Here is an 18745-nt window from a genome sequence, read left to right as displayed (position 1 = left end):
ACTTTAATGTCCTAGGAAAACAATTTCATTTATTTCCGAAACTGTTTCGGGACCTCCCTCCGCTCGGACGCTCCGTAGCCTCCCCGCCCGTCCGAAGGTTGAAGGCCGAAGCCGGGCCGAATCCTCGGCGTGCCCCACCGCGCTACCTCTCCGGTCCTCGGTATCGTCCTCCTGCTGGTCGTGACAGTCGCGCTCGCGGGGACGGTCGGCACCGTCGCGCTGGGAACGCCGGTCCCGTCGGACTCGCCCCGCGCCGTCATCGACGTGCGAATCGACGCCGACGCGAATCGGCTCACGTTCGTCCACCGCGGCGGCGATACCCTCGACGCGAGCGCGCTCTCGGTCCGGGTCCGCGTCGACGGGACCGCGCTCGACGCCCAGCCGCCGGTCCCGTTCTTCTCGGCGACCGGATTCCGGCCGGGACCGACCGGCCCGTTCAACAGCGCGGACGACGGCCGGTGGACCGCGGGCGAGACGGCCAGCTTCCAGCTTGCGGGGACGAACGACCCGCTGATTTCGCCGGAGTCGAGGGTCGAGGTGGTCGTCTCGGTGGACGGGACGGTGATTGCGGAGGTGGAAGAGACGGCGTGAGCGGAAGATGATACGACAAAATTCCGGTCGAGTTAGCTTCAGGTGGACATCGAGAAGAAGCTAACTTCAGGCTTGAGCCTAGGCGTCTTCCGCAACCGCCCCGCACCGCAACCGCCCCGCGACAGCCTCACGCCTCCCCAACCTCGTCGGCCGCGCGAGGCGGCCGACTCCCTCGCGCGCCTGAAGTAGCTAGTGAACCTCGCCACACCAAAAAATCGTGTCTCAGCACTCAGCGCGCTCGCTGGCTCTACTCTACTCGTCTTCGGGGTCGCGCGCGATGGTCACGAGCGCCACGTCCGGGTCGTAGCTCGGTCCCGTCTCGTAGTGGTGGATGTCCGTGTACCCCGCCTCGCGGAACATTCGGTCGGCCTCCTCGGCGTCGTAGAACAGCATGATGGCGTCGGCGAGCTTCTGCATCAGGGCGGTCTGGGGGTAGTTCGGGCCGACCACCAGCACCTGCCCGCCGGGTTTGACCACGCGGCGCATGTCTCGGAGCGTGGCGACCGGGTCGGGCCAGTACTCGATGGACCCCGAGGACCAGACCACGTCGAAGCTGTCGTCCTCGAAGGGCAGGCGCTCGGCGTCGCCCCGGTAGAAGCTCACGGGGTCGTGCTTGCCGAGCTTGTCCCACGCCTTCTCCAGTTGGTGGACGCTCTGGTCGAGTCCGTGGACGTTCTCGGTGTGTTCGAGGAGGCCTTCGGTGGCGAAGCCGGTGCCACACCCCACGTCCAGCACGCGGTCGCCCTCCTCGATGTCGAGCATCGACAGCGCCTGGTCGCGCATCTCCTCGTTCCAGATGAACGGGTTGATGGTGTCGTACACCTTCGAGAGATACTTGTAGAAGAGCCGAGCGCGGCTCTTGTCTTCGAGGATACCCATTGGACGCCCGTTAGTACCGCCAGCCAAATAATCCTGCTATTCTCTCCGTCCCAGGAGCGCCATCGGAGGATGTAACGTGTGTTTGCACGTAACACGCTGTAGACTGTTGGCCCGCAAATTGCGCAAAAGTTCGCAAGTAGTTTATAGCCGCTTGCGTAAGCTTCGGACGATTAGTATGCCGAGGCCAGAGGTTCTCGAACGAATCAAGGAGGCCGAACAAGAGGCCGACGATATCGTCGCCGAGGCCGAGGAGGAGCGCGACCGGCGCATCTCCGAGGCTCGGGAAGAGGCGGAAGAAATCCGCCGCGAAGCCGAGGAGGAGGCGTCTGACCTGCACGAGGAACGCCTCGCCGAGGCCCGCGAGGAAATCGAGGCTGAGCGCGAAGAGGTTCTCGCCGAGGGCGAGAGCGAGCGTGAGGCACTCGAATCGCGGGCGCGAGAGAACGAAGACGAGGTCAGCGACTACGTGGTAGACCTGTTCGAGGAGGCGGTGCATGCTCAGACCTGAGCGAATGAGCAAGGTGTCCGTGACCGGCTCGCGCGCCGTCATGGACGACGTCATCGAGACCGTCCACGAGCTGAATCTGGTCCACCTCTCGGACTACGACGGTTCGTGGGAGGGCTTCGAGCAGGGTGACCCCATCGAGGGCGCGGACGAGGCGTCCGAGAAACTCGTCACCGTCCGGTCGCTCGAAAGCATCCTCGAAATCGACGAGGAGGACGCCGGACCGAGTCGCATCGTCACCGACGAGGCCCTCGAAGACGAACTCGAATCCGTCCGCAACGAGGTCAACGAACTCGACGACCGCCGGAGCGAACTCGAAAACGAGCTTCGCAACGTCGAGGAGCGCCTCGACTCGGTCAAGCCCTTCGCCGACCTCGGTATCGACCTCGACCTGCTCTCGGGCTACGAGTCCCTGCAGGTCGCGGTCGGCGAGGCCGACGAAGAGGAGGTCCGACGCGCCCTCGAAGCGTCCGAGGACATCCGCGAGTTCGGCACCTTCTCGGGCGACGGCACCGTCGCGGTGTTCGCCTACCCCGTCGAGTCCGCCGACGAGGACGCGCTGGACGAGGTGCTGGTCGGCGTGGACTTCGCCACGCTCGACGTGCCAGACGCCGAGGGAAGTCCCGAGGAGTACGTCGAGGAACTCGAACACGAGCGCCAGAAGCTCGAATCCAAGCTCGACAGCGTCGAGAACGAAATCGAGAACGTCAAGCTCGACACCGCTGGCTTCCTGCTGGCGGCCGAGGAGAAGCTGACCATCGACGTCCAGAAGGCCGAAGCGCCGCTCAACTTCGCAACGACCGAGAACGCCTTCGTCGCCGAGGGCTGGATTCCGACCGAGCGATACACCGACCTCACGACCGCGCTCGGTAACGCGGTCGGGGACCGAGTGGAAATCGACGAACTCGAACGCGCGTCCTACGACGCCCACGATGCGGTCGGTCACGAGGAACCCGCGGCCCACGACGAGACCGCCGAAGGAGAGGTCGCGGCCGACGGCGGCACCACGATGGACGACGACCAGCCCCCGGTCGTGCAGGACAACCCCGGCGTGTTCAAGCCCTTCGAACTGCTGGTCAAGACCATCAACCGACCGAGGTACTTCGAGTTCGACCCGACGGTCATCCTGTTCCTGACCTTCCCGGCGTTCTTCGGGTTCATGATCGGTGACCTCGGTTACGGTCTCATGTACATGGGTATCGGCTACTGGCTGTACAGTTCCTTCGACAATCCGGCGTTCAAGAGTCTCGGCGGTATCGCGGCGTGGGCAGGCGGTTTCACCGCGCTGTTCGGCGTGCTGTACGGCGAAGTGTTCGGCTTACACCTCATCGCAACCCACCTCTGGGAAGGTGCGCTCGGACTCAGTAGCGCGCCGATAAAGAAGGGTCTCCAGCCCGTCAACGCCGACTACGCGCTGACGTGGATGGTCATCTCGATACTCGCGGGACTTCTCCACATGACGGTCGGCTACCTGTTCGGCTTCGTGGAGGAGCTGAGCCATGACCCCGTTGACGCGGTCCTCGAGAGCGGTTCGTGGGTCCTGCTGTTCGGGGGTATCTGGACGTGGATTTTCAGCACGCAGGCGAGTACCGTGAAGCCCAACTTCCTGTACACCATCTTCGCCGGAGAGCCGTTCGCGTTCGGATTCGGCGGCTTCTCGGCGGAAATCGGCACGCTCGGTCTCGCCATCGGTCTCGTGGGACTCGTGCTCTACGTTGCGGGTGAGGTCAAGCACCTCGGCGGTGCCGGACTCCTCATCGGCCTGCTGGAGAGCCTGAGCGTCCTGTCCGACGCCCTCTCGTACACCCGGATTGCCGCGGTCCTGCTCGCCAAGGCGGGGATGGCCTTCGTGGTCAATCTCCTGTTCTTCGGCGTCTACGTGACGGGTGAGGGAAGCCACGCCGCGTGGCACTTCGGACTCGGCCACATGCCCGAAGTCGGAACGATGTACCACGGCCACGAGGTGACGAGCATCATGTTCAGCGGACTCGCCCACTCGGGCATCGCTGGCATCGTCGGCGGTCTGCTCGTCCTCGTCATCGGCCACCTGCTCGTGCTGGCGCTCGGTGTGACCAGCGCCGGTCTGCAGGCGGTCCGTCTCGAGTACGTCGAGTTCTTCGGCAAGTTCTACGAGGGCGGCGGCAAGGAGTACGAACCGTTCGGTCACGAGCGGTCGTACACCACTCAGGACTAACGACCCCTCGCTTTCTGCCGAACCGATTCGTTCCGCAACTAACTGTCTCTGGCCGCGTCGCAATCTCCGATTTTGTTTGTCATTTGGTAGCACAACCTCCGATTTACGGGGTGTGAGACGGCGTTCTATCCAACTCTTTTGGGAAGCTTTATGACCACAGTAGCGGGAAATACGACTGTCCGGTTACGAGAGCCACAGGAGATTCCAAACAATGATGTCCGAAATGCTACTCGCGTTCGCGAACGCTGTTGGACCGCTTGCTCAAGAAGGTGCTGCCGCCGCCGAACCCGCTATTCCGGCTTCGGCTGCTGCTGCGCTCGCAGTCGGCCTCGCGGCCCTCGGCGCGGGATACGCCGAGCGTGGTATCGGTAGTGCCGCCATCGGCGCAATCGCCGAGGACGAGTCGCTCTTCGGTACGGGCCTCATCATGACGGTCCTTCCCGAGACGCTCGTCATTCTGGCGCTGGTCGTCGTGTTCCTCGTCTAAACACCCCCTTTCCCTCTTCATCAATGAGTCTGGACACGGTAGTTGAGGATATTCGAAACGAAGCCCGCGAGCGCGCGAAGGAAATCCGTTCCGAGGGCGATGAGCGCGCAGACGAAATCGTCTCCGAGGCCGAGAGCGACGCCGAGGAGATTCTCGCGGAGCAAGAACGGGAAACCGAGCAGACAATCGCCCAGGAGCGCGAGCAGAAGCTCTCCAGCGCCAAGCTGGAAGCCAAGCAGAAGCGCCTCGAAGCCCGCCGTGACGTGTTGCAGGACGTTCGGGACTCGGTCGAAGACCGCATCGCCGACCTCGAAGGCGACGACCGCGAGGAGTTGACGCGCGAACTCCTCGACGCCGCAAGCGAGGAGTTCGACGACGACGATACCGTCCGCGTCTACGGCAAGCCCGAGGACGACGAACTGCTCACCGACATCGTGGCGGACTACGACGGCTACGAGTACGCTGGCGAGTACGACTGCCTCGGCGGCGTCGTGGTCGAGAGCCAGCAGTCCCGCCTTCGGGTGAACAACACGTTCGACTCGGTTCTGGAGAACGTCTGGGAAGACAACCTTCAGGACATCAGTAAACGCCTCTTCGAGCAATGAGCGTGAAAGAGACGGACGGAACCTCGAACTACGAGTACGTCACCGCGCGGGTGCAGGCCCGGCGAGCGGCGCTGTTCGACGACGAGGACTACCGGAAACTCGTCCGGATGGGTCCCAGCGAGATTGCTCGATACATGGAGGAGACCGAGTACGAGGAGGAAGTCAACGCGCTCGGCTCCCGCTACGACGGCGTGGACCTCATCGAACACGCCCTGAACCGCAATCTCGCCAAGCACTTCAACGACCTGCTCCGGTGGGCCGACGGTGAGCTCTACGAGTTCATCGCTCGCTACCTCCGGAAGTTCGACGCGTGGAACGTCAAGACCGTCATCCGCGGCGTCTACTCGGATTCCGAGAGCGAGGCCGTCGAGGAGGACCTGATTTACGCCGGTGAGTTCGACCGGCAGTTCCTCGACCGACTGGTCGAAGCCGGTTCCATCGAGGAAGTCGTCGAGATGCTCGACCGCACGCGATACGGCGAGCCGCTCTCCGAGGCCTACGGTAGCTACGAGGAGACGGGCGTGCTGATTCCGCTGGAGAACGCGGTCGACCGCACGTACTACGAAGGTCTGATGTCGGGCGTCACCGAGACGGACAACCGAGCGAACCAGTTGTACGCCGAGTTCCTGCAGGCGGAGATCGACTTCCGGAACGCCCGGAACGCGCTCCGCATCGCTCGGAGCAACGCCGACATCGACCCCGCCGACTACTTCATCGAGGGCGGCGAGTTGTTCCGCGCGTCGGAACTGTCCCAGATTTCGAACAGTCTGGACGAACTCGTCACGTTCATCCGCGACAGCACCTACGGCGACGACCTCTCGGAGGCGCTCGACGAACTGGAGCGTGCCGACAGTCTCATCGGCTTCGAGCACGCACTAGACGCCGCACTCCTCGAGTACTCCGACCACCTCTCGCACGTCTTCCCGCTGTCGATTTGTCCGGTGCTGGCGTACGTGTTGGCGAAGGAGCGCGAGGTGGACAACATCCGCGCCATCGCTCGCGGCCGCGAGGCCGGACTGAGCGAGGACGAAATCGAGAACGAACTGGTGATGCTATGAGCCAGGAAATCGCTGTCGTCGGCAGTCCCGAGTTCACCACCGGGTTCCGCCTCGCGGGCGTCCGGAAGTTCGAGAACGTCCCGGACGACCAGAAGGAGACGGAACTCGACGACGCGGTGACCCGCGTCCTCGACGACGACAACGTCGGCATCGTCGTGATGCACGACGAGGACCTCGACTACCTGTCCCGGCAGGTTCGACAGGAGGTCGAGACGAGCGTCGAACCGACGATGGTCTCCATCGGCGGCGGCGCGGGAAGCGGCGGACTGCGCGACAAAATCAAGCGTGCAATCGGTATCGACCTTATGGAAGAAGACGAACAAGGTGACAACGAATGAGCCAAGCAACTGATTCCGACACCGTTCGAGAGGACGGCGTCATCGAGAGTGTAAGTGGACCGGTCGTGACCGCCACTGACCTCGACGCCCGGATGAACGACGTGGTGTACGTCGGCGAGGAAGGGCTGATGGGAGAGGTCATCGAGATCGAAGGAAACCTGACGACGATTCAGGTGTACGAGGAGACGTCGAACGTCGCACCCGGCGAACCGGTCGAGAACACCGGCGACCCGCTGTCCGTGGACCTCGGTCCGGGCATGATGGACTCCATCTACGACGGTGTCCAGCGCCCGCTCGCGGTCCTCGAAGACAAGATGGGTGCCTTCCTCGACCGCGGTGTCGACGCGCCCGGTATCGACCTCGAGAAGACGTGGGAGTTCACCCCGACCGTCAGCGAGGGCGACGAAGTCGACCCCGGTCAGATTATCGGGACGGTTCCCGAGACCGAGAGCATCGAACACAAAGTGATGGTCCCGCCGGACTACGAGGGCGGCGAGGTCGTCTCCATCGAGAGCGGTAACTTCACCGTCGAGGAGACGGTCGCCGAACTCGACAACGGCGAGGAAATCCAGATGCGACAGGAGTGGCCGGTCCGTGAGGCCCGACCCGCCGCGGAGAAGCAGACCCCGCGGACTCCGCTGGTCTCCGGTCAGCGCATCCTCGACGGCCTGTTCCCCATCGCAAAGGGTGGAACGGCCGCGATTCCCGGTCCGTTCGGGTCCGGGAAGACCGTCACCCAGCACCAGCTAGCGAAGTGGGCCGACGCGGACATCGTCGTCTACGTCGGTTGCGGCGAGCGCGGCAACGAGATGACCGAGGTCATCGACGACTTCCCGGAACTGGAAGACCCGGTCACCGGGAAGCCGCTGATGTCCCGGACCTGCCTCATCGCCAACACGTCGAACATGCCCGTCGCGGCGCGTGAATCCTGCGTGTACACGGGGATTACCATCGCGGAGTACTACCGCGACATGGGGTACGACGTGGCGCTGATGGCCGACTCCACCTCTCGGTGGGCAGAGGCCATGCGCGAGATTTCGTCGCGTCTCGAAGAGATGCCCGGCGAGGAGGGCTACCCCGCCTACCTCGCCGCGCGTCTCAGCGAGTTCTACGAGCGTGCAGGCTACTTCGAGAACATCAACGGGACCGAGGGTTCGGTCTCCGCCATCGGCGCGGTTTCGCCGCCGGGCGGTGACTTCTCCGAGCCGGTCACCCAGAACACCCTGCGTATCGTGAAGTGCTTCTGGGCGCTCGACGCCGACCTCGCCGAGCGACGACACTTCCCCTCGATCAACTGGGACGAGTCCTACTCGCTGTACAAGGACCAGCTCGACCCGTGGTACCAGGAGGAAGTCGCCGAGGACTTCCCCGAGCGGCGTCAGTGGGCGGTCGACATCCTCGACGAGGAGGGCGAACTGCAGGAAATCGTCCAGCTCGTCGGTAAGGACGCCCTGCCGGAGGACCAGCAGCTCACGCTCGAAGTCGCGCGGTACATCCGCGAGGCGTGGCTCCAGCAGAACGCCTTCCACGACGTGGACACCTACTGCGCCCCCGAGAAGACCTACGCGATGCTCGGCGCTATCAAGACGTTCAACGACGAGGCGTTCAAGGCGCTCGAAGCCGGTGTCCCGGTCGAGGAGATTCAGGACATCGACGCCGCGCCGCGCCTCAACCGCATGAACGTCCAGGAAGAGTGGGAGGAGTACATCGAGGACCTCGAAGCGGAACTCAAAGACCAGCTCAGGGAGAAGTACTAAACAATGAAAGAATACCAGACAATCACGGAAATCAGCGGTCCGCTGGTGTTCGCCGAAGTAGACGAGCCAATCGGGTACGACGAAATCGTCGAAATCGAGACGCCGAACGGCGAGACCAAGCGCGGACAGGTGCTCGAATCGAGCGACGGTCTCGTCTCGATTCAGGTGTTCGAGGGCACCGAAGGTATCGACACGAAGAGTTCGGTTCGGTTCCTCGGCGAGACGATGAAGATGCCCGTCACCGAGGACCTCCTCGGGCGCGTCCTCGACGGGTCCGGCGAGCCGATCGACGGCGGTCCGGAGATCGTTCCGGACGACCGTCACGACATCGTCGGTGCGGCAATCAACCCCTACGCCCGCGAGTACCCCGAGGAGTTCATCCAGACCGGCGTGTCCGCCATCGACGGCATGAACACGCTGGTTCGCGGTCAGAAGCTCCCCATCTTCTCCGGGTCCGGTCTGCCCCACAACGAACTCGCGCTCCAGATTGCGCGACAGGCGACCGTGCCGGAAGAAGAGGAGGCTGGCGCGGACGACGAGGGTTCGGAGTTCGCAGTCATCTTCGGCGCGATGGGAATCACGGCCGAGGAGGCCAACGAGTTCATGGAGGACTTCGAGCGGACGGGCGCACTCGAGCGCTCCGTGGTCTTCATGAACCTCGCGGACGACCCCGCAGTCGAGCGGACGGTCACGCCGCGCCTCGCGCTGACCACCGCCGAGTACCTCGCGTTCGAGAAGGACTACCACGTGCTGGTCATCCTCACGGACATGACCAACTACTGCGAGGCCCTGCGCGAAATCGGTGCCGCGCGTGAGGAGGTCCCGGGCCGACGTGGTTACCCCGGGTACATGTACACCGACCTGGCGCAGCTCTACGAGCGCGCCGGTCGTATCGAGGGTCGGGAGGGCTCGGTCACCCAGATTCCCATCCTCACGATGCCCGGCGACGACGACACCCACCCGATTCCGGACCTGACCGGTTACATTACCGAGGGTCAGATCTACATCGACCGCGACCTCAACTCGCAGGGCATCGTCCCGCCGATCAACGTCCTGCCGAGCCTCTCGCGCCTGATGGACGACGGTATCGGCGAGGGGCTGACCCGCGAGGACCACGCCGACGTCTCCGACCAGATGTACGCCGCGTACGCGGAGGGTGAGGACCTGCGCGACCTCGTGAACATCGTCGGCCGTGAGGCGCTCTCCGAGCGTGACAACCAGTATCTCGACTTCGCCGACCGGTTCGAAGAGGAGTTCGTGGACCAGGGCTTCGAGACGAACCGCGACATCGACGAGACGCTGGACCTCGGTTGGGACCTCCTGAGTATGTTCCCCAAGGAGGAGCTCAACCGCGTGGACGAGGAACTCATCGAGAAGTACTACGTCGAGGAAGAAGCCGAAGAAGTCGCCGCGGACTGAACTCTCGCGGAAACTCTTTCGTACTCGTTTTTGCAGTTGGCTTCCACGCCGCGTAGCCGTGACTCTTAGAGGGGTACGAACTATCGGTGCGGACCGCTGCGGTCGAGACCAGATTACTCGTCGCATCCGGGGTTCGACTGCTCTTTCCCTCGCCGCCGACTGTAAAAGGTTAACCCCCTTGAGCCACAAACTCCCCCTAAGATGGCCAAGGACGTCAAGCCTACTCGGAAGAACTTGATGCAGATCGAGGACCGCATCGAGCTCTCCGAGCGAGGCCACGACACGCTGGAGAAGAAACGAGACGGCCTCATCATGGAGTTCATGGACATCCTCGACCAGGCCCAGGACGTGCGCTCGGGCCTCGAGGAGGACTACGAGACCGCCCAGCAGAAGATCAACATGGCTCGCGCGATGGAGGGCGACGTGGCGGTCCGCGGCGCGGCGGCCGCGCTCAAGGAACACCCCGAAATCACCACCGAGTCCAAGAACATCATGGGCGTCGTCGTCCCCCAAATCGAGTCCAGCAAGGTCCGGAAGGGCCTCGACGAGCGCGGCTACGGTGTCCTCGGGACCAGCGGCCGAATCGACGAGGCCGCCGAGGCCTACGAGGAGCTTCTCGAAAGCATCATCCTCGCGGCAGAGGTCGAGACCGCGATGAAGAAGATGCTGACCGAAATCGAGACCACCAAGCGCCGCGTCAACGCCCTGGAGTTCAAGCTGCTGCCCGAACTCAAGGAGAACCAGGAGTACATCGAGCAGAAGCTCGAAGAGCAGGAGCGCGAGGAGATTTTCCGCCTCAAGAAGATCAAGGCCAAGAAGGAAGAAGAAGAGAAAGAGGAGCGCGCCGCCGCGGAGGCCGAGGCCGCCGAAGAGGCCGAGACCGTCACTGCGGACTGAGCGACCCGGATTCTCTCTCCACTCGATTCACTCCGCCGACGTTTTCGACCGGCTCCATCGACGTTTTTATCGCGCCCGACCAACTCCCGGTATGACCTGTCCCGAGTGCGGAAGCGAGCAGGTGGCGTTCCGCGTCCCGGCCGACTTGCGCGAGTACCTCCCCGAGGAGACCGAGAGCGCCGCGATTTGCACCGTCTGTCTGGCGCTCGACCCCGGCGAGTCTGCGGTCGAGGACTCCGCGACCGAGGATTCGCCCGACTTCGGCCGACTCTCGGACGCCTTCCCCGGCGGGGACGCGGGGGTGGCGATGGCGCTCGCGGTCGGTCTGCTCGACTCGCTGGCGCTCTACCGGAGCGAGATTGCGGCGCTGTTGGAGCGCGTCGAGCGCGCGGGGACCGACCCGCTGCTCGTGTTGGACCGACTGGCGACGGACCCGGAACTGGAGCCGCAGTTCGACGTGGACCGGCGGCGGACGCAGGCCGAGCAACTCCTCTACGGCTGATTTCGTCCCGAACCGGTGATTTCGAGCCGGTTCAAGCGGTCGTTTCCGGACCGATAATCCGGTCCTAGCCGGTGACGTTATACTCGTCCGGACCGTGTTTCGTATTCGTCATGGCCGACTCCGTCTTCGACAAAGACACGATGCTGGACATCTCGGTCAACATCGTCCCCCTCGTCATCTTGGGGTTCTTCATCGTCTACCTCCTGCTCTGGTCGCCGTACCCGACCAACTGGTTCATCGAGGGGGTCGCGCTCGGCCTGCACATCATCCCGTTCGTCCTGCTCGCCTTGCTGACCTACGTCGCGGCGGTCGCCATCGAGGGGTAGCACCGAACTCCAGCCGCCTGCCCGAGAGGCCGCGAGATGGCCGACGCGGCGCTGTCCCTTACTTTCACTTTCGCTCCGGACGGATGAGGTTCATACGCCTCCCCCGAGTCGGTCCGAGCATGAACGCTCGATTCGCTCGCGGCGAACGCACGACCGACGACGAGCGCGGACGGACGGTACTCGACGTTTCGGACGTCGAGACCGAGCGCGTCGACGAGTACGTCACCGAGTGGTTCGCGGACTGCGAGGTCCACCTCGAACGCAAGGGCGACACGACGCTCCTCGTGGCCGGGGAGTAAGCGGGAAGCGGTTCGCCTCGAAGCCTACTACCGCGAGCGAGAAGCGAGCGGGCCGAGCGACGACGAGAGCGAACGAAGTGAGCGGCGGGAGGAGCGAAGGCTTTTGGTCCAGCTTTTGCGAGGGAGGCGCGTTTATGCGCCGACCGCGGCAAAAGGTGGTACGTAAAGATTTAGGCGCACCGGCAAGTAGCCACAGTCATGCCGGACTGTCCACTCGCGGACGACTGCCCGAGTTTTCAGGAGCGAATCGAGGGAATGGGGTGCCAACACTACGGCGACCGCGGCGGGGCCGAGTGGTGCGACCACTACAGCCAGCCGATTCGAGACCTCAAGACCGCGCCCGTCAAACCGGGCGAGGAGGTCGTCGTCACCGTCGAGGACATCCACGAGAGCGGTGCGGGCGTGGGCCGGACCGAGGACGGATTCATCGTCATGGTCGACGGCGTCCTGCCCGACGCTCGCGCGAAGGTCAAGATTACCAACGTCAAGTCCAACCACGCCCGCGCCGAGGAGATAGAGCGCCTGCCGATGGAGGGCGAGGACGACCAAGCAGACGACGAGGCTGACGCCGGGTCCGACACCGAGCCGACCGACGAGGGCGACGACGAAAGCGACGGTCCCTCGCGGCCCCAGCTCGGAAGCCGCGACAACTTCTGGGGGAGCTAACTCCTCGGGCCGGGGTCTGCCGCGTCGTAGGGTGGACAGTCCCAACAGCGTTCGGTCCCGGCAGTCGAACCGCGAACTCGTTTTCGAACTCGATTCCGACCGCGTTCGTCTGACCGCCGCTTTCTCGACCGCAGTCGTCGCGGGTTTTTTGCTCGCGAGCGCGTAGCAACCCCCATGAGCGAATACGACGCGGACGAACTCTTGGACCGCGCGGGGTTCGACGCCGAGGAGAGCGTCCTGACCCGCCGACAGGCCGAGGTCTTGGCCCTCCGCGAGCGCGGGGTCGCGCAGGCGACCATCGCCGAGACGCTCGGGACCTCGCGCGCCAACGTCTCCAGCGTCGAGGCCAGCGCCCGCGAGAACGTCCGGAAAGCTCGCGAGACGGTGGCGTTCGCCGAGGCCCTCCGCGCGCCGGTCCGGGTGGTCGTCGAGGAGGGCACCGACCTCTACGACGTGCCCTCGCGGGTCTACGACGCCTGCGACGAGGCGGGCGTGAAGGTCAACCACGCCGCGCCCGAGTTGATGAAGCGCGTGAGCGACGAGGCCGGGGACGCCGTCGAGGGCCGGGAGGTCCACGAGGACCTCCTCATCGGAGTGACGACCGACGGCGAGGTGACGGTGCGGAAGTCGCGGGAAATGCGTTCCCATAATTAAAAACATTTTCTTAGGCCATAATATGATGTCTATGAGAATTGCATCTGTTTCCTTATCCCCGGGTCAGTAGAAACTACTAAGTCATTACTACGATAATCATTATCCAGATAATGTTCCACGATCGGAACGAGGAACTTGACGCGCTTCGAGAGGAGTACGAAACTGACCGATTTAGTTTCGCTATCGTTTACGGACGGCGGCGCGTCGGGAAGACAGAACTCATCAAGGAGTTCTGTGACGCCCACACTCACTTCTATCATCTTGCTTCGCAGGACTCGTCGAAGACACAACGTGAGAAGTTTGTTCAGGAACTTGCGACTCACCGAGACGAGCGAACGCCCCGTATCGAAGACTGGCACGACGCCACTGACTATCTGGGTGAGATTCTCACCGAGGGGAAGCAGGTCGTCGCTATCGACGAGTTTCCATATCTGATTGAGTCAGACGAGACAGTTCTCTCCGCATTCCAGCATTTGGTCGATACGGTCAAAGACGATTCCCAATCGATGATTCTCCTCTGCGGGTCTAGCATTAGTGTCATGGAATCCGAGGTTCTGGGCCACGAGAGTCCGCTGTACGGCAGACGGACGACCCAAATCGATCTTCAGCCGTTCTCTTTCGAAGTTGCCTCTGAAGTCATCGACTACTCGTTCGAGGAGAGCATCCGCTCGTTCGCTGTCACGGGTGGAATGCCGATGTATCTTACACTCTTCGACTACGAGGAATCTCTCGAAACGAACCTCGCGGACAATCACCTATCGAAGACCTCGATACTATACGACGAACCCGAGTTCCTGCTTCGGACCGAACTCCGAAACCCGAGTCGATACATGAGTATACTCGAATCGATTGCGAACGGGTACACCACGCCGAACGAAATTTCCGGTCAGACCGACGTTGACTCCGGACCGCTGTCGCAGTATCTTCAGCGATTGCGTCGCCTCCGACTCGTGGAGCGAGAGGTGCCCGTGACGGCCCGGAACAAAAAGACGAAGCGGTCCGTGTACACTATCTCCGACGAGTTCCTTCGGTTCTGGTTCAGATTCGTCGAACCGAACCGGTCTGGCATCGAGCAAGCGCCGGAGTTAGTTCTGGAGAATCGTATCCTTCCGGACCTCGACCGATTCGTTTCGACGACGTTCGAAGACGTCTGCGAAGAGGCCCTTTGGAAACTGTCTCGAAACGGGCAATTCGATCGCTCGTATGGCGCAATCGGACGATGGTGGTACGGCGAACACGAAATCGACCTCGTCGGACTCAACGAGCAAACGCCTGCCGCTATCTTCGGCGAGTGTAAGTGGACGAACACCCCGGTCGGAATGGACCTCGCCGAAGACCTTCAAGCGAAGACGGACCACGTCCGATGGAAGAACGGCGAACGGGAGGAAGCGTATGCCCTCTTCTCGAAAGCAGGCTTCGAAGACGGTCTCCGTGATGCGCTCGGCGACGACTGGCATCTCTTCGACCTCCGGAAACTCTCGAACGTGCTTTCGTGAAAACCGACGAGAACTACACCGGAATCGTTGACCGCCACCCCGACACCTTTTATCTCGGCCCGCGAATCAACCGCGCATGGACCTCGGATTAGACGGCAATTCGGCACTCGTGACGGCGAGTTCGAGCGGTCTCGGTCGGGCCGCCGCGAAGTCATTCGCGGAGGAGGGCGCGAACGTCGCCCTCTGCGCTCGCGGCGAGGAGCAACTCCAAGACGCCAAGGAGGAAATCGACGCGGCGGGCGACGGCGACGTGGTGGCGGTGCCGACCGACATCACCGACCCCGACGAAATCGAGGCGCTGGTGGACGCCACCGTAGAGGAGTTCGGCGGCTTGGACCACGTGGTCACGTCCGCCGGAGGGCCGCCCAGCGGCACCTTCCTCGACACCACCGAGCGCGACTGGTACGAGGCCTACGACCTCCTCGTGATGAGCGTGGTCTGGCTGACGAAGGCCGCACACCCGCACCTCGTGGAGAGCGACGCCGGAACGGTCGTCAACGTGACCTCGACCAGCGTCCGCGAGGCCATCGACGGGCTGGTCCTCTCGAACGCGGTCCGGCGCGGCGTCGTCGGCCTGATGAAGACCCAAGCCCGCGAGTGGGCACCCGACGTGCGAGTCAACGCGGTCCTGCCCGGCGCGCACGAGACGCCGCGGATTCAGGAGCTCGTGGAGGCCGCCGTCGAGCGCGGCGAGTACGACACCTACGACGAGGGGCTGGCCTCGTGGGCCGACGACATCCCGCTGAATCGGGTGGGCGACCCCCGAGAACTCGGCGACACGGCGGCCTTCCTCTCCAGCGAGCGCGCGAGTTTCGTCAACGGCGTGGCCCTGCCGGTGGACGGCGGGCGACTCCGGAGTTAGATGCGCACGGTCCTCTCGTGGAGCGGCGGCAAGGACGCTAGCTACGCGCTCTGGAAACTCCGCGAGTCGGACGCCGAAGTGGTCGAACTCCTGACCAACGTCTCGGCCGCGACCGACCGCGCCAGCATGCACGGCGTCCCCGGGACCTCTACGAGCGACAGGCCGCGGCTATCGGCCTGCCTATCAGATTCGCCGAACTCCCCGAGGACGCTTCCAACGAGGAGTACGAGGAGACGATGGCCGAGGTGATGGCCGACTATGCGGCCCGCGGTATCGAGCGCGTCGCCTTCGCCGACCTCTACCTCGAAGACGTGCGGGCCTACCGCGAGGAACGGCTCCGGAATGCTCCAGTCGAGGGCTACTGGCCCATCTGGGGCCGGAACACCGAGACGGTCGCCCGTGAGTTCGCCGCGAACTTCGCGGCCACCGTGGTCGCGGTGGACGACGACGCGCTCGACTCGTCGTTCGCGGGCCGCCGGTTCGACGCCGACCTGCTGGCGGACCTTCCCGACGAGGTAAACCCCTGCGGCGAGAACGGCGAGTTCCACACCTTCGTCTACGACGGCCCGATATTCGACCGCGCGGTCCCGGTCGAGACCGGCGAGCGCGTCACGAAGGAAGTCGGCCACGGCGACGCAGTCGTCCACTACTGCGACCTGCTCGCTGCGGACTGAGCCTCTCGCCCTACGATTCTATCTTCTCGACTATCTCCTCGGCCTTCTCGCGGGCCTTGTCTTCGCCCACGCTCTTTTTGATGAGGACGCTCTGGACCTCCCAGTCGTCGCTGTCCTCCCGCTTACCGGTCCGGACTTCGGAGCCTTCGGACACGTCTCGGGCGGCGTTAGCGGCCCAGTCGGGCGTCCGGATGGTGTCGAAGTCGTCCGGGTCGCGGAACCGGACGTGGATGTACTCGTCCTCGGTCTCGACTGCCTTTACGCTCGGTGAGTCGGCCATGACGGTGGTCGGTACGACGGCGAGGGTAAAAATTCAGTTGGCCGTCAGAAGGGGTCGGTGTACCTCTCGTCTCGTCTGGTCACGTCCGCATCTACGCCCCACTCGTAGTCGAAGTCGGTGTAATCCCTCAAAACCGCCCCTGCTCCCGGAGTTCGGCCACGACTTCGCGCACTCGCTGGGCCTCGCCTTTCGGCGCGACCAGCACCCGGTCGCCGTAAGCCGCGACGACCAATCCCTCGACGCCGACTGCGCTGACGTGGTTCTCTCCATCGCTGGCAATCACGTTCTCCGCGGCGTCGATGGCCAGCCCCTCGCCCAACATCGCGTTCCCCTCCTCGTCGGTCTCGACCACGCGCTCGATTGCGTCCCACGCGCCCAAGTCGTCCCACTCGAAGTCCGCGGGCACGACGTAGGCGTCGTCGGTCCGCTCCATGACCGCGTAGTCGATGCTGACCGACTCTACTTGCCGGAATCCGCGCTCGGGATTCCCCTCCTCCAGCGCGTCCACGAGAGGAGAGAGCGGCGAGTTGCTGGCCTCCCGAAGCAGGGCCTCCGGCGTCCACGCGAACAGTCCCGCGTTCCAGTAGAAACCGTCCTCCACGAACCGGCGCGCGGTCTCCTCGTCGGGCTTCTCTCGGAACCGCTCGATTTCGGCCCACTCGTCCCGCGGGTCGCCCGGCTGGATGTAGCCGTATCCCGTCGCGGGTCGAGTCGGCTCGACGCCGAACGCGACCAACCCCCGCGTTTCGACTGCACCGCGGACCGCGCGGCGGGCGACCGACTCGAAATCGCCCGCTATCAGGTGGTCGCTCGGAACGCAGAGCAGGACGCACTCGCCGACCTGTTTCTGGATTCGGTGAGCCGCGTAGACCAGCGCCGGGCCGGTGTCCTTGGCCTCGGGTTCCGCGAGGACGCCCGCCTCGGGGACCTCCTCGCGCACTCGGCCGGCGTGAGATTCGGCGGTCGAGACGTAGATTTCGTCGGCGAAGTGCACTCGCGAGACGGTCTGGGCGAGGAGCGAGTCGGCGCTCCCGGTTCCGAGCGAGCGGAACTGCTTGGGCCGGTCGGACCTGCTCGCGGGGTAGAGGCGCGTTCCGGTCCCGCCGGCCATCACCAGCGCGACCACCGGACGGTCGGTCTCCGGAATCTCTGACATCTCTACCACGTCTCGATTCGACCGTCGCGCACGTCTCTCACGCACCCCTCGCAGTCGGGATGCTCCGGGTCGAAGCAGGCCGGGCGGGCCTCGGTGTCCAACTCGACGGCCCGGCGCTCGGCGTACCGGCGACAGACGATTCTGGCCTTGCCCTCCTCGTCCTGCGGGAGGTCCGCCAGCGCGGCCTTCCGGGCGTTGTCGTAGGCCCGCTTGGCGTCGGCGTACTGTCGCCCCGCGGACCGAATCTTCGACCGGAGGAAACTCTTCAGGCGGTCGTCCATTTGACAGGGTGTTCGAGTCGGGGAAAGATAGGTTTGTTCGTCAAGTCGCGGTCCGACGCTGGAACCGCCGGTAGACCGCGATGACGACGCCGAACCCGAGGAGTCCGGCGACGACCAGCGCGCCGCCGACCAGTCGCTGGCCGCGGAACCAGACGAGCATGCCACCGACCCCGACCGCCAGCACGGCCGCCTGAAGCAGGACGGCCAGCACGGCGAACGCCCGGAGCGTCTCTGTCCGTCCCTCTCGGAGCGCCCGACCGAGGTTCCGGTCGGCCTCCTCGTCTTCCGGGGACGGCGGTCCGAAGACCATCGCTCTCTCTTTTGTGGTCGAGAGGGATAGTCGTGTAGGCGATTTCGCTCGCTGGCGAGCGAAATCGCTCTCGTTACGGGCCGAAGGGGTTCGCGTCGGTCTGGAGGCGCGTGACGGAATCGAGCGCGTCGAAGTCGCTGTCGAAGCTGTAGAGATACGTAATCCCTTCTCGTCTCATGTACGCCACGAGGACCGCATCCACGAACGAGAGGCCACTATATCTGTGAAACAGCTCTGTCCCTTTCTTGAAGTCGCTCTCTGTTATGTGCTCTATCCGAAAGCCTGCACTCTGATTCAGTCTGTCGTAGGTGTCGAGGGCTAATCGATGAGAATGTCGACTGTGGAGCAGGTTCAACGTCTCTACGACGACGTAGCTGACGACTCGAACCTCCGGAAGTTCCCCGTGGTCGATTTTCTGAATAATCGTCCGGCTTAACTCGCATCTCTCGTCGTCTCCGTCACGCGACGCTATCAGAACGTTCGAGTCGAGAACGGCGGTCGCCATCGGA

The 18745-nt window shown here is 63.9% G+C and carries 25 protein-coding genes; 19 read left to right on the top strand and 6 right to left on the bottom strand.

Going from position 1 to position 18745, the window contains the following annotated elements:
- The first annotated feature begins 129 nt into the window (after nucleotides 1-129).
- Complete coding sequence (locus EPL01_RS09015) at nucleotides 130-591, top strand: type IV pilin domain-containing protein (protein ID WP_135824928.1); 462 nt, start codon at nucleotides 130-132, stop codon at nucleotides 589-591.
- Between the two features lie 252 nt (nucleotides 592-843).
- On the opposite strand, the gene EPL01_RS09010 is transcribed toward EPL01_RS09015, so the two are convergent.
- On the bottom strand, nucleotides 844-1470 hold the full coding sequence (locus EPL01_RS09010) for a methyltransferase domain-containing protein (RefSeq protein ID WP_135824927.1): 627 nt from the start codon (nucleotides 1468-1470) through the stop codon (nucleotides 844-846).
- Nucleotides 1471-1645: 175 nt separating this feature from the next.
- Between EPL01_RS09010 and ahaH the strand changes: the two genes are divergently transcribed.
- From ahaH to EPL01_RS08925, 18 genes are all read left to right on the top strand, one after another.
- Nucleotides 1646-1978, top strand: a complete 333-nt coding sequence (gene ahaH, locus EPL01_RS09005; RefSeq protein WP_135824926.1) for an ATP synthase archaeal subunit H — start codon at nucleotides 1646-1648, stop codon at nucleotides 1976-1978.
- Nucleotides 1965-4169, top strand: a complete 2205-nt coding sequence (locus EPL01_RS09000; protein WP_135824925.1) for a V-type ATP synthase subunit I — start codon at nucleotides 1965-1967, stop codon at nucleotides 4167-4169. Before ahaH ends, EPL01_RS09000 begins: the two co-directional genes overlap by 14 nt.
- 214 nt (nucleotides 4170-4383) lie before the next feature.
- Entirely contained in the window at nucleotides 4384-4656 is a 273-nt protein-coding gene (locus EPL01_RS08995; protein ID WP_135825031.1) for a F0F1 ATP synthase subunit C, read from the top strand.
- Nucleotides 4657-4679: 23 nt separating this feature from the next.
- The gene (locus EPL01_RS08990; protein ID WP_135824924.1) at nucleotides 4680-5261 is read left to right on the top strand and encodes a V-type ATP synthase subunit E; all 582 of its coding nucleotides are present in this window, start codon (nucleotides 4680-4682) and stop codon (nucleotides 5259-5261) included.
- A complete protein-coding gene (locus tag EPL01_RS08985) occupies nucleotides 5258-6319 on the top strand; it encodes a V-type ATP synthase subunit C (RefSeq protein WP_135824923.1) in 1062 nt (353 codons plus the stop codon). The genes EPL01_RS08990 and EPL01_RS08985 overlap by 4 nt, the downstream gene beginning before the upstream one ends.
- Nucleotides 6316-6657 carry a V-type ATP synthase subunit F gene (locus EPL01_RS08980; protein WP_135824922.1) on the top strand — a complete coding sequence of 114 codons (342 nt, stop codon included), beginning with the start codon at nucleotides 6316-6318 and terminating at the stop codon, nucleotides 6655-6657. The genes EPL01_RS08985 and EPL01_RS08980 overlap by 4 nt, the downstream gene beginning before the upstream one ends.
- Nucleotides 6654-8414 (top strand): ATP synthase subunit A, encoded by a 1761-nt coding sequence (locus EPL01_RS08975; protein ID WP_135824921.1) that lies wholly within the window; start codon nucleotides 6654-6656, stop codon nucleotides 8412-8414. The genes EPL01_RS08980 and EPL01_RS08975 overlap by 4 nt, the downstream gene beginning before the upstream one ends.
- 3 nt (nucleotides 8415-8417) lie before the next feature.
- Entirely contained in the window at nucleotides 8418-9833 is a 1416-nt protein-coding gene (locus tag EPL01_RS08970) for an ATP synthase subunit B (protein WP_135824920.1), read from the top strand.
- A 201-nt stretch (nucleotides 9834-10034) separates the two neighbouring features.
- A complete protein-coding gene (locus EPL01_RS08965) occupies nucleotides 10035-10730 on the top strand; it encodes a V-type ATP synthase subunit D (RefSeq protein WP_135824919.1) in 696 nt (231 codons plus the stop codon).
- 91 nt (nucleotides 10731-10821) lie between these two features.
- Nucleotides 10822-11232, top strand: a complete 411-nt coding sequence (locus EPL01_RS08960) for a DUF6276 family protein (protein ID WP_135824918.1) — start codon at nucleotides 10822-10824, stop codon at nucleotides 11230-11232.
- Nucleotides 11233-11342: 110 nt separating this feature from the next.
- Nucleotides 11343-11558, top strand: coding sequence for a DUF6684 family protein (locus EPL01_RS08955; protein WP_135824917.1), 216 nt, complete (start codon nucleotides 11343-11345; stop codon nucleotides 11556-11558).
- A gap of 119 nt (nucleotides 11559-11677) precedes the next feature.
- Entirely contained in the window at nucleotides 11678-11857 is a 180-nt protein-coding gene (locus tag EPL01_RS08950) for a hypothetical protein (protein ID WP_135824916.1), read from the top strand.
- A 198-nt stretch (nucleotides 11858-12055) separates the two neighbouring features.
- Nucleotides 12056-12523, top strand: coding sequence for a TRAM domain-containing protein (locus EPL01_RS08945; RefSeq protein WP_135824915.1), 468 nt, complete (start codon nucleotides 12056-12058; stop codon nucleotides 12521-12523).
- 174 nt (nucleotides 12524-12697) lie between these two features.
- Nucleotides 12698-13177 (top strand): Tfx family DNA-binding protein, encoded by a 480-nt coding sequence (locus tag EPL01_RS08940; RefSeq protein ID WP_135824914.1) that lies wholly within the window; start codon nucleotides 12698-12700, stop codon nucleotides 13175-13177.
- Between the two features lie 107 nt (nucleotides 13178-13284).
- Complete coding sequence (locus EPL01_RS08935) at nucleotides 13285-14673, top strand: ATP-binding protein (protein WP_135824913.1); 1389 nt, start codon at nucleotides 13285-13287, stop codon at nucleotides 14671-14673.
- A 76-nt stretch (nucleotides 14674-14749) separates the two neighbouring features.
- A complete protein-coding gene (locus tag EPL01_RS08930) occupies nucleotides 14750-15535 on the top strand; it encodes an SDR family oxidoreductase (RefSeq protein ID WP_135824912.1) in 786 nt (261 codons plus the stop codon).
- Complete coding sequence (locus tag EPL01_RS22190; protein WP_246045655.1) at nucleotides 15536-15784, top strand: adenine nucleotide alpha hydrolase family protein; 249 nt, start codon at nucleotides 15536-15538, stop codon at nucleotides 15782-15784.
- A complete protein-coding gene (locus tag EPL01_RS08925; RefSeq protein ID WP_368279279.1) occupies nucleotides 15706-16209 on the top strand; it encodes a Dph6-related ATP pyrophosphatase in 504 nt (167 codons plus the stop codon). Before EPL01_RS22190 ends, EPL01_RS08925 begins: the two co-directional genes overlap by 79 nt.
- A gap of 10 nt (nucleotides 16210-16219) precedes the next feature.
- On the opposite strand, the gene EPL01_RS08920 is transcribed toward EPL01_RS08925, so the two are convergent.
- The 5 genes from EPL01_RS08920 to EPL01_RS08900 all read right to left on the bottom strand — a co-directional run bounded on the left by EPL01_RS08920 (nucleotide 16220) and on the right by EPL01_RS08900 (nucleotide 18741).
- Nucleotides 16220-16489 (bottom strand): hypothetical protein, encoded by a 270-nt coding sequence (locus EPL01_RS08920; RefSeq protein ID WP_135824911.1) that lies wholly within the window; start codon nucleotides 16487-16489, stop codon nucleotides 16220-16222.
- Nucleotides 16490-16616: 127 nt separating this feature from the next.
- Entirely contained in the window at nucleotides 16617-17645 is a 1029-nt protein-coding gene (locus EPL01_RS08915) for a mannose-1-phosphate guanylyltransferase (RefSeq protein ID WP_135824910.1), read from the bottom strand.
- 2 nt (nucleotides 17646-17647) lie between these two features.
- Complete coding sequence (locus EPL01_RS08910; protein ID WP_135824909.1) at nucleotides 17648-17926, bottom strand: DUF7091 family protein; 279 nt, start codon at nucleotides 17924-17926, stop codon at nucleotides 17648-17650.
- A 40-nt stretch (nucleotides 17927-17966) separates the two neighbouring features.
- Entirely contained in the window at nucleotides 17967-18236 is a 270-nt protein-coding gene (locus tag EPL01_RS08905) for a DUF7322 domain-containing protein (RefSeq protein WP_135824908.1), read from the bottom strand.
- Nucleotides 18237-18309: 73 nt separating this feature from the next.
- A complete protein-coding gene (locus EPL01_RS08900; RefSeq protein WP_135824907.1) occupies nucleotides 18310-18741 on the bottom strand; it encodes a type II toxin-antitoxin system VapC family toxin in 432 nt (143 codons plus the stop codon).
- Between the last annotated feature and the right edge of the window lie 4 nt (nucleotides 18742-18745).

It is taken from the genome of Halorussus ruber, assembly GCF_004765785.1.
GTDB classification, from domain to species: domain Archaea; phylum Halobacteriota; class Halobacteria; order Halobacteriales; family Haladaptataceae; genus Halorussus; species Halorussus ruber.
This window is presented reverse-complemented; position numbering and strand designations above follow the sequence as displayed.

Bases quoted from the DNA above. Each gene is read 5' to 3' on its own strand.
- EPL01_RS08900 (WP_135824907.1), bottom strand. From the start codon at position 18,741: ATGGCGACCGCCGTTCTCGACTCGAACGTTCTGATAGCGTCGCGTGAC.
- EPL01_RS08940 (WP_135824914.1), top strand. From the start codon at position 12,698: ATGAGCGAATACGACGCGGACGAACTCTTGGACCGCGCGGGGTTCGAC.
- ahaH (WP_135824926.1), top strand. From the start codon at position 1,646: ATGCCGAGGCCAGAGGTTCTCGAACGAATCAAGGAGGCCGAACAAGAG.
- EPL01_RS08960 (WP_135824918.1), top strand. From the start codon at position 10,822: ATGACCTGTCCCGAGTGCGGAAGCGAGCAGGTGGCGTTCCGCGTCCCG.
- EPL01_RS08930 (WP_135824912.1), top strand. From the start codon at position 14,750: ATGGACCTCGGATTAGACGGCAATTCGGCACTCGTGACGGCGAGTTCG.
- EPL01_RS08955 (WP_135824917.1), top strand. From the start codon at position 11,343: ATGGCCGACTCCGTCTTCGACAAAGACACGATGCTGGACATCTCGGTC.
- EPL01_RS08980 (WP_135824922.1), top strand. From the start codon at position 6,316: ATGAGCCAGGAAATCGCTGTCGTCGGCAGTCCCGAGTTCACCACCGGG.
- EPL01_RS22190 (WP_246045655.1), top strand. From the start codon at position 15,536: ATGCGCACGGTCCTCTCGTGGAGCGGCGGCAAGGACGCTAGCTACGCG.
- EPL01_RS08945 (WP_135824915.1), top strand. From the start codon at position 12,056: ATGCCGGACTGTCCACTCGCGGACGACTGCCCGAGTTTTCAGGAGCGA.
- EPL01_RS08990 (WP_135824924.1), top strand. From the start codon at position 4,680: ATGAGTCTGGACACGGTAGTTGAGGATATTCGAAACGAAGCCCGCGAG.
- EPL01_RS09010 (WP_135824927.1), bottom strand. From the start codon at position 1,470: ATGGGTATCCTCGAAGACAAGAGCCGCGCTCGGCTCTTCTACAAGTAT.
- EPL01_RS08905 (WP_135824908.1), bottom strand. From the start codon at position 18,236: ATGGTCTTCGGACCGCCGTCCCCGGAAGACGAGGAGGCCGACCGGAAC.
- EPL01_RS08985 (WP_135824923.1), top strand. From the start codon at position 5,258: ATGAGCGTGAAAGAGACGGACGGAACCTCGAACTACGAGTACGTCACC.
- EPL01_RS08970 (WP_135824920.1), top strand. From the start codon at position 8,418: ATGAAAGAATACCAGACAATCACGGAAATCAGCGGTCCGCTGGTGTTC.
- EPL01_RS09000 (WP_135824925.1), top strand. From the start codon at position 1,965: ATGCTCAGACCTGAGCGAATGAGCAAGGTGTCCGTGACCGGCTCGCGC.
- EPL01_RS08995 (WP_135825031.1), top strand. From the start codon at position 4,384: ATGTCCGAAATGCTACTCGCGTTCGCGAACGCTGTTGGACCGCTTGCT.
- EPL01_RS08920 (WP_135824911.1), bottom strand. From the start codon at position 16,489: ATGGCCGACTCACCGAGCGTAAAGGCAGTCGAGACCGAGGACGAGTAC.
- EPL01_RS08915 (WP_135824910.1), bottom strand. From the start codon at position 17,645: ATGTCAGAGATTCCGGAGACCGACCGTCCGGTGGTCGCGCTGGTGATG.
- EPL01_RS08965 (WP_135824919.1), top strand. From the start codon at position 10,035: ATGGCCAAGGACGTCAAGCCTACTCGGAAGAACTTGATGCAGATCGAG.
- EPL01_RS08950 (WP_135824916.1), top strand. From the start codon at position 11,678: ATGAACGCTCGATTCGCTCGCGGCGAACGCACGACCGACGACGAGCGC.
- EPL01_RS08910 (WP_135824909.1), bottom strand. From the start codon at position 17,926: ATGGACGACCGCCTGAAGAGTTTCCTCCGGTCGAAGATTCGGTCCGCG.
- EPL01_RS08975 (WP_135824921.1), top strand. From the start codon at position 6,654: ATGAGCCAAGCAACTGATTCCGACACCGTTCGAGAGGACGGCGTCATC.